We start from the raw sequence: 12,769 nt of genomic DNA on the forward strand, positions 1-12,769 counted from the left end.
GCCGGAATTTTGACGATTGTGGCGATAATCCAGCGTGGGACTACCGGTCATGAAATACTCGGCCGGTGGGCCAACTTGCGGTCGAGGTCGATGGCCTCACAAAGACATTCGGAGGTAACGCCTACGCGCTGCGTGGGGTGGATTTCTCCGTTCCCGCGGGGTCGGTGTGCGCGATCCTGGGCCATAACGGCGCCGGCAAGACAACTACCCTGAACATCCTGTGCACGCTGCTCCGTCCCTCATCGGGCCGCGCAATGGTCGCCGGGTACGACGTCACCCGGCAGGCGGCCAAGGTGCGCTCGGAGATCGGTATCACCGGGCAGTTCACCGCGGTGGACCCGATGTTGACCGCCCGGGAGAACCTGGTTCTGTTCGGCAGGATGCGGGGACTCGGCCGTAAGCAAGCCAAAGCCCGCGCTGACGAGCTGATCGGTCAATTCGACCTCGTCGCGGCCGCCGACCGGCGGGTATCGACCTTCTCCGGCGGCATGTGGCGACGTGTCGACTTGGCCAGTGCGTTGGTGGTCACACCCAAAGTGCTGTTCCTCGACGAGCCCACCACGGGCCTTGACCCCCGTAGCAGGCGCGACGTGTGGAGCATCGTCAGTTCGCTGGCCGAGCAGGATGTCACGGTGCTGCTCACCACGCAGTACCTCGAAGAGGCCGACGTGTTGAGCGATTCCATCGTGGTTTTCGACCACGGACAGGTAATCGCCAATGGGACCGCCGCGGAACTCAAGCGCCAGGTGGGCATGAGCTACTGCGAGGTGACGCCCGCCAACCCCTCTGATCTGCCCCAGGTTGCTGAGGCGCTGGCCGGGCTCGACGGCATCGACCTCGATGCCGATAACAACTCGGTGTCAGTGCTTGCCCGCGATGGCGTGGCCACTCTGGGCGAGGTATTTCGCCGGCTCGACTCGATCGGAATCGAGATCGCCGACATCTCGCTACGCAAGCCTTCGCTCGATGAAGCATTCCTGCACCTGACCAATCAGACCGTCCCGCAATCATGACAGCGCTGGTTGCCCTCACCGAGCGATCTCTGCGCACTACGCTGCGCGATGCCGGAATCATCTTCGAGATATTCGTGCCCATCATCAGCCTGGTCGGGCTGACGATGGCCACCCACGGCCTCATCGATACCGGGCGTCTGACCTACCCGCAGTACGTGTTACCCGCAGTGGTGGTTCAGTCGATGATCATGGCCGCAGCGCTCACCGCAGACCGTGCGGGCCGCGATCGCTGGTTCGGGCTGGGCACACGGTTGCGGACTATGCCGATCACCGCCATGGCACCGGTTGGCGCGCGCATCACAGCCACGCTGGTGCGGGCGTCGATAGCCCTCACCGCGACCATGATCGCCGGATATGCATTCGGCTTCCGGATGGCCGGCGGACCGGTCTATGGACTGGCTTTCATCCTGCTCGCCCTGGTCCTTTGCCTGGCCGTGTCGTTGGGCGCTGACGCCTTGGGGTCCAGCGGGGGCAGCATCGAAACAACGAGTCAACTGCTGCTGATCCCCCAGTTGATGCTGATTCTGCTGTCTACTGGAGTGGCACCGGAGAAGACTTTCCCCGAGTGGGTGCGGCCGTTCGTGCGCAACCAGCCGGTGTCCCAGACCGCGGAAACGCTGCGCGGGTTGGCGAGCGGACAAGTACCTGTCGACCATGCGAAGGCGGCCTTGGGATGGTGTTTGGGCATGTTCTTGATTTTCGGCGCAATCACCCTGCGGATGCAGAGGCGTGGACGATGAGCTCGCAGGTCGGCTCGTTGAATGCTCTGTTGAGTCAGAGCTGGCTGCACGCCGGTCGGATCATGATCCGGTGGCGTCGCGAACCAGCGGCGGTGCTGGCGACGGTGATTCTGCCGATCTGCCTGCTAGTGGTCTACAAGGCCGTGCTCGGTGAGCAGATCCATAAAGTCACCGGCGTCGACAGCATCTACGGCCTGGTCCCGATGTGCGCGGTTCTGGCCGGGATGTTCGGTGCGTTGGGTGGCGCCGTCGGCATCCCGATGGAGCGGTCGTCGGGGTTGCTCAGCCGCATGTGGGTGCTGCCGGTGCACCGGGCCAGCGCGATCGGCGGACGGTTGATCGCCGAAGCGGCACGCGCACTGATGGGCACGATCCTGATCACTGCCGTCGGAACGGCGATGGGGCTGCGCTTTGCGCACGGTTGGCACACCGCGCTGGCGTACATCGTCATTCCGCCGCTCGTGGTGGTCGGCTTCACCGCTCTGGTGCTGACCCTGGCGGTGCGCAGCAACGGACGCGCCATCGTGACGTACCTGGCCGCTGCGATCACCTCGCTGGTGTTCATCAGCTCAGGGACCACCCCTGTCGCGCTGTTTCCACACTGGATCCAGCCGGTGGTTCGGGTGCAGCCCATGTCACCGCCGATCGAAGTCATGCGCGCTCTGGCCCACGAAGGCCCCGTCCTGCTGCCCTTGGCGCTGACGCTCGGCTGGGCGATCGCGTTGATCGGGCTCTTTATTCCGCTTGCGGTGCGCGGTTACCGGGTTGCCGCTGAGTGCAGCGCGTGAGTTAGGGCCTCGCCGCCAAGACCCTCGTTCAGTCTTTGAGTTCAGTCTTTGACGAAGCAGTAAATGCGGTAGGAGAACACCCCTGCCTGTGCCCAGTCGTAGAGGCTTCCCCCGGGGATGCCGGCCTGGTCGCGCGCGTAGCGCTGTAGGAACCCCGGCAGACGGCGACTGATCACCGCTTCGATGCGCGGAGAACGTTCCTTCATCCCCCGCTTGACTTCCTCGTCAATCACCCTCTTGGAGACGAGCCGCAGCGGGATGTCGGCCAGCACCGCCTCCCACTCATCCACCAGGTGAGACACGCGGAAATCCGTGTAGAGAAGGTGCCCTCCCGGACGCAGTACGCGGGTCACCTCGTTGAAAAAGCGCGGCAGGTGCGGATAGTGATGAGAGGCCTCGACATTGATTACGGCGTCGAAAGATTCGTCGTCGAAGGGCAGATTCTCGGCGTCACCGTGTACGAAGTCGAGTCCAGGCAGTTGATGACGCTTGCGGCAGAACGCGATACCAGCCGAGTTGAGGTCCAGGCCGGTGTACGCGGCCGGTGTGAAAGTCCTGGTGATGTACGAGGCGCCGCCACCGTGGCCGCAACTGACTTCCAACACCCGCTTTCCGGTGAGGTCCACTTGGATCGCGGTCTGGTGGTAGAGCTGGATGCAGTACCGGTCGGGTTCGTCGGTGTCCGACAAAGGAATTCCCAACGGAGGGTCTTCTTCGTAGGCGAAGTTGATGAACAGCATCTCGTCACGACCCATCAGGCGGGTCCCTATCGGATAGCCGTATTTCGCTACGGCTTTCATGACGAACGGGCTGGATCTCACTCGCGCGCGAAGACTCACTGGGTGAGTATGTCAAAGCTTCGAGGGCGCGGTTACCGCTTCCCTGAATTGCTTCTGCGACGGTCGACGAAGGCACCCGCCTCACCGGCCATTGCCGCTGTCAGCAAGGCCCTGGCGCGCCATCCGGACGGGCCCGGGCCGCCGCCCATCAGCGCACCGTCGAACTTGTCGCGCCACTTGCGACCATGCACGCGGCCCAATCCGCGCACCAGCGCGTAATTGGCGTTCCACTCGTATCGCCAGCTGCCGAAATTAGCCTTGGCTGTTTTGCCACCGAAGTGGTTGATGTAGGCCATTTCGGTGACGTACACGCCGTATCCGGCGTTACGGGCACGCAGAGCCAGATCCAGGTCGATCCCCCACCCGTAGCGACCAAAACTGTGTAAATCCATGCCGCCCAGCGCATCCCAGCACTCGCGGGACATCATCAACGCCGTACCCTCCACCGCGGGAACGGCGCGATATCGCGGTCGCGGGACGTAATCCGCGGCGGCCGGCTGTAGCTCCGGTATTGCGCAGGGAAAGCCTTGGTCGATCATCGGGCCGACAATCCCCGCATCCTTCGGCAGGCTTGGATCGAGCAGGCCGGCCGCGAACCCTTTCGACAAGCGCGTGTCATTGTTAAGCGTCATCGCATGGGTGTAGCCCTCGTCGAACGCGGTGCGGAAGCCCACGTCGCTGCCCTTGGCCCAACCAAGATTCTCACCGGGTGTGACGACCCGTTCGCTGCCGATCTTCGGATAGTCGCCGCGATTGTCGATGATGAGGTAGTCGGCACCCTCGCGCTCGAGATCGGCGATGAGAGCGTGCGTGTACTCGTGCTGGCCGTAGACCGGCACGGCGATCAGTAACGACACGACGTAACCGTACATCGGCTGAGGTCCGCCCGAGGGCGGTTCCGCCCATGGTCGGCTCCGACAGTTCTTCTGCATCGGGGCAAACATGCGGTTCGTCGCGTCTGCTCAGTCAAAATCCGAGCCGCAATCGCCGCCTCAGATCCGTGGGCCGCTGCTAGCATCGCGCCGTGGCCGAGCCCATGTTTTCCATCATCGTTCCTACCTTCAACGTGGCGTCGACTTTGCATGCCTGCCTTGAGAGCGTCGCCCGCCAAACCTGTAGCGACTACGAACTACTCGTGATGGACGGGGACTCGTCCGATGACACCGTCGGGGTTGCCGAAGGTTTCCGGCCCCAATTGTCGCAGCGTCTGGTGATTCAGAGCGACCCCGACGATGGCGTCTACGATGCGATGAACCGCGGCGTCGAAAAATCCACCGGATCATGGGTGTTCTTCTTGGGCGGCGACGACACCTTGCACGACGAGCAGACACTGGCCAAAGTCGCTGCGTACATTGGCCAGCACGAGACCAGCGACCTGGTGTACGGCGACGTGCTGATGCGATCCACCTCCTCCCGCTATGCCGGGCCCTTCGACCTCGACCGCCTACTCTTCGAGAAGAACATCTGCCATCAGTCGATGTTCTACCGACGCCGGCTCTTTGCCGGGATCGGCCCCTACAACCTGCGCTACAAGCTCTGGGCGGACTGGGATTTCAACATCCGTTGCTTCTCGAATCCTGCGTTAGACATCCAATACATGGATATCGTCGTCGCGGACTTCAACGACGTTTCCGGGCTCAGCAACGGCCGGGATCGAGAGATGGAAAAACGATTGCCGTTATACGTCAAGGCGTCGGCTTTGGAATTGCTCGACCGGAGGATCGCACGCCTCAGACGACCCAAACTGAGAAGTGTGCGGTGAAGAGCCGAACAGACCAGTGAGTTTGCCTCGGACTTGATCCGCAGGAAGATAACCCCTGCGCACAGCGCAAATTCGCCAGATCGTCCTGCTGCGCGGCCGAACGACGCACCAGTGGCACGAGGTGGCAATCGTGACCGGCAGCTCGGTGTCACCAACTAGGATGAGTCAGCGCCGGTAACGCGCCGGCTACAGCAACAATGGGTGCGGGACGCCGCCATCAAACGTTGAGGAATCCGATGAAACGAGCCCTGATCACCGGAATCACGGGACAGGATGGTTCATATCTCGCCGAACTGTTGCTCAGCAAAGGCTATGAGGTGCACGGGCTCATCCGCAGGGCTTCGACGTTCAACACATCGCGGATCGACCATCTGTATGTCGACCCCCATGAATCGGGTGCACGATTGTTCCTGCACTACGGTGACCTGATTGATGGGACCCGCCTGGTGACCCTGCTGAGCACGATCGAACCCGACGAGGTCTACAACCTTGCGGCGCAGTCCCATGTGCGGGTCAGCTTCGACGAGCCGGTGCACACTGGCGATACCACCGGCACCGGATCCATGCGTTTGCTGGAAGCGGTGCGACTCTCGAGGGTGCAGTGCCGGTTCTATCAAGCTTCTTCATCGGAGATGTTCGGCGCGTCGCCACCCCCGCAGAACGAGCTGACACCGTTTTATCCACGCTCCCCCTACGGCGCGGCAAAGGTCTACTCCTACTGGGTGACACGGAATTACCGCGAGGCCTACGGGTTGTTTGCGGTCAACGGCATCTTGTTCAATCACGAATCACCGCGTCGTGGCGAAACATTCGTCACTCGTAAAATCACGCGAGCGGTAGCACGCATCAAAGCCGGCATAGAGTCTGAGGTCTACATGGGCAACCTCGATGCCGTTCGTGACTGGGGCTACGCACCTGAGTATGTCGAAGGAATGTGGCGAATGCTCCAGGCGTCAGAGCCGGATGACTATGTATTGGCCACTGGTCGGGGGTACACGGTACAGGAATTTGCCCAGACAGCCTTCGCGCATGCCGGTCTGGACTGGCAGGACCATGTCAAGTTCGACGAGCGATATTTGAGGCCGACCGAAGTCGACTCGCTGATCGGTGATGCTTCCAAGGCAGCCGACGCTCTCGGGTGGCGGGCTTCGGTCCATACCGGCGAGCTGGCACGAATCATGGTGGACGCCGACATCGCTGCGCTCGAGTATGAAGGCAAACCGTGGATCGACAAACCAGTGCTCTCTGGTCGGACATGAGCGCAAACACCGCTGTCGGCGTGCTTGACCGTGCCGTCCCGGTTTATATCGCAGGTCACCGCGGGCTGGTCGGATCGGCCTTGGTGCGGAAGTTCACCGATGAAGGCTTCACCAACTTGATCCTTCGCTCACGCGGCGACGTCGATTTGACCGATCGAGCCGCAACATTTGACTTCATTCAGGAAGCCAAACCCCACGTCGTCATCGATGCCGCAGCCAGGGTCGGCGGCATCATGGCTAACAGCACGTACCCCGCCGATTTTCTTTCCGAGAACTTGCAGATTCAGGTCAATCTTCTCGATGCTGCCGTCGCCGCGCAGGTACCGCGCTTGTTGTTCCTCGGATCTTCCTGCATATACCCGAAGTTCAGCCCGCAGCCCATCCCAGAAAGCGCCCTTCTCACCGGACCCCTAGAACCGACAAACGACGCGTACGCGATAGCGAAAATCGCCGGCATCATCCAGGTCCAGGCGGTACGGCGACAACACGGTCTGCCGTGGATTTCGGCGATGCCGACCAACCTCTACGGGCCTGGCGATAATTTTTCGCCATCAGGCTCCCATCTGCTGCCGGCTCTGATCCGCAGATATGAAGACGCGAAAGCGAGCGGTGCACCAGAAGTGACCAATTGGGGTACCGGAACTCCCCGTCGTGAATTGCTGCATGTCGATGACCTGGCAAGTGCGTGTCTGTTCCTGCTTGAGAACTTCGATGGGCCTGAGCAGGTCAATGTCGGCACCGGCGTCGACCACACGATCAGTGAGATCGCCACCCTGGTGGCCGCAGCGGTAGGCTATACCGGCGAAACCCGTTGGGATACAACCAAACCCGACGGCACACCGCGCAAGGTCCTAGATGTCTCAGTGCTCCGGGAGGCCGGTTGGCAACCCGAGATCACCCTTCGCACGGGTGTCGAGGCCACCGTGGCCTGGTATTTAGAGCACGCAAGTACAGTGCGACAGTAAACGACCAACTTGCGCAGAACGGCCCTAGTTGAGCGCGAAGATCCACCGGACGCCGCCCGAGGCGCGCTGCCGCCTGCAGGTGCCCTACATCTCGGTGGCCCGCACCATCAGCTGAAATGGAGATTAGACCGATTCGACTCGAGATCCGGGTGCGCTCAGGCTCTGGGACTCCCCGCGGGCGTACAAAGTACCGCGGGCCGCGAGCGAAAAAAATAAACCTACACCTAACGCAACGAGTGCCGGTCCGAGGCCCAACACAAAGCGAACGCTACTAGCCGTGGCGCTAGCGAGCGCCCCCTCAAGCAATAAGTGCTTGCGGGCACTCATATTGTCGGCGTCAACTGGCCGGATTTCTGGCGGCATTATTGCCCTAACATCGGCATCATCAAGAATCCGCGCATATTCGTCAAGGTTGGGGAAAGTGACGTCAACCAGATAACTATGATCTCTCACCTTTAGTGATTCGCGGCTGTGTGTTGCCATGTACGCTCTAGCATTAATTGCCTGTTGTCGAGCAGACTTATTCCAATCAATCGCCTGAAGGATGGCCATATAGTAGCCCAGAGCCGTAATCAACACTACCGTAACGAAAACCCACGCTACCGCACCCGTTCTCGCGTACCGCTTCAGGCGATCACTAGATATATGATCAGCTAACAAAAATACCGCTACGAACGCGACTGGATAGACGGGAAGTAGCATATCCATATACCGCACTCCGATAGCAGTCCCTCGACCATATGCAACTATTGCCAGCTGGATAGCTACCCAGGCGGTAATGCCCACCGCAACCCATGCCCGATCATGGGACGGCGGCCGATTGATCATTGTATTTCGGCAGAACCATATAGCTGGACCTTGAATACCGATTATTCCTAAAATTGTGGGACCGGCAAGAAAGAGAAGCCCCAAGAGGAACCCTAGAGGGGTTACATTCGAGGGCGTACCAGACGCATTTACGACGGAAATTTCCCACAGCAGCATGCCTATACCGATCAACGCGATGACGGTCACGCCCAAAAACTCACGATTGCACCGTTCTCTCACCTTTGTCACTAGCTGCAAGGTGACGAGTACTGCGGCGGTAACAATCGCAGCAATGCCTGACGAAGAGAACGACAAGTAGCTGAGGATCGCGGCGGCTAATCCAATGAACCAACGCCACGTGAAAGGAGCTGCTGAGGCAAACGTAGCAATGGCCGCGAGTCCGAACAGCAGGGTCAGATAGAAATGAAAATTGAACCCTAACAGAGTGTTCTCGTATCCTAGTGGAAGTGTAAACACTACCACAATGAAGCAAGCAAAAAGCATATGTCGCCTCGGCGCAACAAGCGGAATCAGTAAAGCGCAAAGCCAAGTGACTAAGAAAGCATGAATGACGGCACAGAAAATCATTTCCAAGTGAGTGTTCCACTCGCCCGCTAGCTCCAGATGAATTAGCGCCAAAAGCCGTGTGAATACAATTCGATGTTCGTTGTGGGGTTCAAACAAATCACCAATAGAGTACGTGCCGTGCAAGTAAGGCAGGTAGGTTTTAACCGCTTCACCATCCCATTGGTCAAACAACGGCATCGTCGAACCCAGAGTGGCGATCACGATGAGTTTGACACCAAAGACCGTGCACGCGATCGCTGAGAGGAGCGCCAACGTCCGTGGTCGTGCATTTGAAGTCTCGTCGGTGGGACTTCGCGCGGCGACTGTCGTTTCGGCGCCGTCGGGTGGTGTCGATGATGGCATATGTTGCGGTAGGCGCATGATCGGATCATCCGGTGTGGAAGCACAGTCTGCAGACATCGAATGGGTCCTATCGTTTGCACCGCTCACGGACGGAATATCACCGGTAAACCGAGGCCGTAAGGGTGCGACCCCCTCACGCTCAGTGGACTTTCTTCGAAATCAAGGTGCCGGCCGCTGCTCAATGACAGCCACTGCGGCTTGCATGAGGACGTTGCCACATTCCTTCCGGCGTCTTCGCCCTCGGGCAACTAGTTCGGCCGCATCGGGCGGGCTCGACGCGGCGGACTCGGCGTAGCTCTGACACATGACCTCGAGTAAAGATGCTGAATCCCGTGACTTAAAGTAACGCACCTCGGACTCGTTGATCTCCAGGTTGACTGGTATGTCAGACACAATGCAGGGTATGCCTAGCGCAACCGCATCATAGACAGCACCACCACCTGGCCCGCCCTCAAACATCGTGGGCTGTACTAGTGCCACTGAACCGCGTACAAGTGCGATTTGATCTGGCTTTGGGATGCGGCCCAGGATTGCGACCCGGTCTTCAATGCCCAGTTCGCTCAGTAGTTGCTGCAGCCCGGGAAAGTACTGAGGGTCACGATAGTCAGATGTATCCCCGGTGCAGACCAATTGGAGCTCCGGATAAAGTCGGGCCAGGGATGCAAACGCTTTAAAGGCCGTGCCATGATCCTTGTGTTTCCAGAACTGATTGCAGATTACAAAGTAGTTGGGGCGAACCGAGTACTTCGCGCAAACAATCTGCGGGTCGAGTTGGAACCAGTCCGGCTGAGGGGCCGCGCTAAAGGGAAGTGCTAAGACTTGCGCAGAAGCGCCTGGGAAGTAGGTCCGCACGTCAGTGGCTACGCTGCGAGAGTTCACTATTACTGCCTTGGCTTCTCGCAGCATGCGCCCCATAGCTAAGTCTCGTTGCGTTAGCTCTTGCGGTGAAAAGAAATGCGGCAGGTATTTGTGCTGCATATCGTACAGATAACCCAGCCAGGGAATCTCGTCACCGAATGCTAGAGTTTCGAAAGAGGGCAACAGTATCTCGAGTTGCAAATCTCTGAAGGCACGGCGAATAGCAGTACTACCTAGGTCTATTCGGTGAACTGCGACTGTCGTGCGCGCATCAGGGGCCGAGGCGTATAAATTACGCAAATCCGGCGTCCGCTGAGTCGCAATTTGCTGTCCCTGAAGTCGTTTAGCCATACGGTATATTCTTAGTTCAAGTGCTTGAACGGCGACGCGTGGTCCATGTGTGGGAACGAGAACATGCAACTCAGCCGCTCGGTCTGCTGCCGCCAAACTTTCGCAGATTGTCCGCAGGAAGTCGATGCCCCCCTCCCACTCGATGAATTTGTGCCCTAGGACGCCGATCTTCATAGCGGCATGCCTTGAAGGCGAGCCGGGACCCCCATATATACACCGGGATTCACGATCGACCGTGTGACAACGGCTCCCGCGCCGATGACAGTCTCTGAGCTAATGCTTAACGTCTCCAGAATTCGAGAACCGGTGCCTAACAGACACGCATCGCCGAGCGCAACACGACCGGATATTGCGGCTCCAGGATTGATCACGTTGAAGGAGCCAATCCGAGCGTCGTGGCCCACGGTGCAGTTCCAATTAAATAAATTGAAATCGCCAATCTCTATATCACAGGTCATGACCGTACCCTGAGTAATTATGTTGCCTCGGCCTAGTCGGACTATACTTAGATCGATGTCCAGCGACGGGTGGACGAGGTTTGGAAATCTCAGCACCGGGTTGGCGAGGAACTTATGCGCGATACTACGGCGCAAAGTGGGCTTGCCCGCACCTATTACTACGTCAGCTTCAACGTCTCGATGCAACAGTTGCTCGTCTAATAGCTCTACCTGACCATATAGCAGGCTTGTACCTAGTTCGGCAGCCCGATCCGTGACATATCGAATGTGCGACCACCTCGCCCCCATAGGGTCGATGCGCCGGGCTAATTGCGCGACCTCCTTGGCCTGCCCGCTGGACCCCGCGATTAATAGATCACGTGGCATTGGAGTAGAAATTGTCGATTTCCTTGGCAATCTGCTCCACGTGTTGCTGCTGCAGTCCAGGCCAGCTGGGCAAATTAATTCCACGCCAGGCCAGATCTTCCGCTACTCTGTGCTTGCGATAATTCCGGGCATACATGGGCATAGTATGCACTGGATAGAACAGCGGTCGCGTTTCAATTCCTGCGTCCGCGAGATGCATGCGCAATGCGTCGCGCTGCTCAGATTGATCGACGAGGATGGAAAACATCCAATAGCTGTGAAAAGTATCCGGTGCTTCTCTGTGCACTTCGATAGGCAAGTGGCTTAGGGCGGCAATGTAACGCTCGGCTAAATTGCGCTTACGCGTAATAAAATCGTCGGCGCGCTCCAGCTGCGCAAGCCCCAGAGCAGCCTCTATATTCGTCATGCGATAGTTATAGCCCACCACGTCGTGCCAGTACTCACGATGCGCAGCCAAACCCTGGCCTTTGAGGTGTCGCACTCGTTCAATGAGCGTCTTATCGTTGGATACCACCATTCCACCTTCACCGGTAGTGATGGTCTTATTACCGAAGAAACTGAATGTTGCTACATCGCCGAAGGTGCCGACGTGACGGCCCTTGTACAGCGCACCGAAGGCCTCGGCGCAATCTTCCACCACGAATAGTCGGTGCTCGTTGGCAATGGCGACGATCGAATCCATATCGCATGATTGCCCGTAGAGGTGTACCGGCATAATGGCGCGGGTGCGCGCCGTTATGTGGCGGCGGATGTCTTCAGGATCAATCTGCCAAGTAGACGGCAGAGAGTCGGCGAATACAGGAGTCGCACCCGTGTAGGCAATCGCGTTCACCGCGGCGATGTAAGTCAGCGTCGGAACGATGACCTCATCGCCTGGTCCGATACCGAGAGCCATCAACGCCACGTGGAGTGCGGCCGTGCCATTACATACGGACGCAGCATGCTCGACGTTGATTCGCGCGGCAAAACGCGCCTCGAATTCGTTGACGAAAAGACCGCGCGAAGAGATCCACGAAGTGTCTAAGCACTCGGTGACATACTTCTTTTCATTGCCATTTAAGTCGGGTCGATATATAGGTATCTGATACTGACTCAAGACGGCGATCCTTATTTGACAGATGCATTAACAATCGGACTTGTCAGAACACGGGGACGTTGCGACAACACCGACCGACGCTGCACCGCAAGGTTGCTGATGTCGCGGGCACCGGGTCGCCGCCGGATAGAGAAAACGTTGCCAAAACTAGCCGGCTTCGCAAGTGCTGAATAACCAAGACGAGAGACTTCCAGCCACACAAGGTGGGCAAGCCTTCCGAACTGGCCGTGCCGTGACGTGCGCGGCACACTGTGTGCATCTTCTGCGAGCCAGAAGCGAACCCGGTGCTTGTCCTGGCCAAGATCTCGACCGACGAGCGCTTGCATGTCGACTGGCTCCTATCCCGCTTCAACTCGATATGGCGAGGCCTGGTGCACCCCGATAGACCACCTATGATCTGCAGTAGCAAGACCCAGGCAGTCGGCTCGCCGAGGCGCCAGGTTGCCTCAATCGCGTCAACCGCGTCATCTTAGCAACGTAACCGACCTCCGAACGGGGATTTGTCGTGGCTGGCACCGCGACGTCGCACGACTAGTA

The 12,769-nt window shown here is 58.9% G+C and carries 11 protein-coding genes; 6 read left to right on the top strand and 5 right to left on the bottom strand.

Going from position 1 to position 12,769, the window contains the following annotated elements:
• Positions 1-65 precede the first annotated feature (65 nt).
• Genes AC5Y6Y_RS04435 through AC5Y6Y_RS04445 form a run of 3 tightly spaced genes read left to right on the top strand, consistent with a single transcriptional unit; the run spans position 66 to position 2,541 of the window.
• Complete coding sequence (locus AC5Y6Y_RS04435; RefSeq protein ID WP_473139628.1) at positions 66-1,013, top strand: ATP-binding cassette domain-containing protein; 948 nt, start codon at positions 66-68, stop codon at positions 1,011-1,013.
• On the top strand, positions 1,010-1,753 hold the full coding sequence (locus AC5Y6Y_RS04440; protein ID WP_463825129.1) for an ABC transporter permease: 744 nt from the start codon (positions 1,010-1,012) through the stop codon (positions 1,751-1,753). Before AC5Y6Y_RS04435 ends, AC5Y6Y_RS04440 begins: the two co-directional genes overlap by 4 nt.
• On the top strand, positions 1,750-2,541 hold the full coding sequence (locus tag AC5Y6Y_RS04445) for an ABC transporter permease (protein WP_463825128.1): 792 nt from the start codon (positions 1,750-1,752) through the stop codon (positions 2,539-2,541). Before AC5Y6Y_RS04440 ends, AC5Y6Y_RS04445 begins: the two co-directional genes overlap by 4 nt.
• Positions 2,542-2,582: 41 nt before the next feature.
• On the opposite strand, the gene AC5Y6Y_RS04450 is transcribed toward AC5Y6Y_RS04445, so the two are convergent.
• Both AC5Y6Y_RS04450 and AC5Y6Y_RS04455 read right to left on the bottom strand, forming a co-directional pair.
• Entirely contained in the window at positions 2,583-3,341 is a 759-nt protein-coding gene (locus AC5Y6Y_RS04450) for a phthiotriol/phenolphthiotriol dimycocerosates methyltransferase (RefSeq protein WP_473139627.1), read from the bottom strand.
• Between the two features lie 71 nt (positions 3,342-3,412).
• Complete coding sequence (locus tag AC5Y6Y_RS04455; RefSeq protein WP_473139626.1) at positions 3,413-4,252, bottom strand: glycosyltransferase family protein; 840 nt, start codon at positions 4,250-4,252, stop codon at positions 3,413-3,415.
• Positions 4,253-4,416: 164 nt separating this feature from the next.
• Here AC5Y6Y_RS04455 and AC5Y6Y_RS04460 point away from each other — a divergent pair, with 164 nt between their 5' ends.
• The 3 genes from AC5Y6Y_RS04460 to AC5Y6Y_RS04470 all read left to right on the top strand — a co-directional run bounded on the left by AC5Y6Y_RS04460 (position 4,417) and on the right by AC5Y6Y_RS04470 (position 7,366).
• Positions 4,417-5,142, top strand: a complete 726-nt coding sequence (locus AC5Y6Y_RS04460) for a glycosyltransferase family 2 protein (protein ID WP_473139674.1) — start codon at positions 4,417-4,419, stop codon at positions 5,140-5,142.
• A gap of 236 nt (positions 5,143-5,378) precedes the next feature.
• Positions 5,379-6,401, top strand: coding sequence for a GDP-mannose 4,6-dehydratase (gmd, locus tag AC5Y6Y_RS04465; RefSeq protein WP_473139625.1), 1,023 nt, complete (start codon positions 5,379-5,381; stop codon positions 6,399-6,401).
• Positions 6,398-7,366, top strand: a complete 969-nt coding sequence (locus AC5Y6Y_RS04470) for a GDP-L-fucose synthase family protein (RefSeq protein WP_473139624.1) — start codon at positions 6,398-6,400, stop codon at positions 7,364-7,366. Before gmd ends, AC5Y6Y_RS04470 begins: the two co-directional genes overlap by 4 nt.
• A gap of 123 nt (positions 7,367-7,489) precedes the next feature.
• Here the strand turns inward: AC5Y6Y_RS04470 and AC5Y6Y_RS04475 are convergent, their stop codons facing one another.
• The 3 genes from AC5Y6Y_RS04475 to AC5Y6Y_RS04485 all read right to left on the bottom strand — a co-directional run bounded on the left by AC5Y6Y_RS04475 (position 7,490) and on the right by AC5Y6Y_RS04485 (position 12,232).
• A complete protein-coding gene (locus tag AC5Y6Y_RS04475; RefSeq protein ID WP_473139623.1) occupies positions 7,490-8,962 on the bottom strand; it encodes a hypothetical protein in 1,473 nt (490 codons plus the stop codon).
• Positions 8,963-9,262: 300 nt separating this feature from the next.
• Positions 9,263-10,486 carry a glycosyltransferase family 4 protein gene (locus AC5Y6Y_RS04480; RefSeq protein ID WP_473139622.1) on the bottom strand — a complete coding sequence of 408 codons (1,224 nt, stop codon included), beginning with the start codon at positions 10,484-10,486 and terminating at the stop codon, positions 9,263-9,265.
• A gap of 639 nt (positions 10,487-11,125) precedes the next feature.
• Complete coding sequence (locus AC5Y6Y_RS04485) at positions 11,126-12,232, bottom strand: DegT/DnrJ/EryC1/StrS family aminotransferase (protein WP_473139621.1); 1,107 nt, start codon at positions 12,230-12,232, stop codon at positions 11,126-11,128.
• Between the last annotated feature and the right edge of the window lie 537 nt (positions 12,233-12,769).

The sequence above is a fragment of the Mycobacterium sp. NGS24 genome, assembly GCF_059813065.1.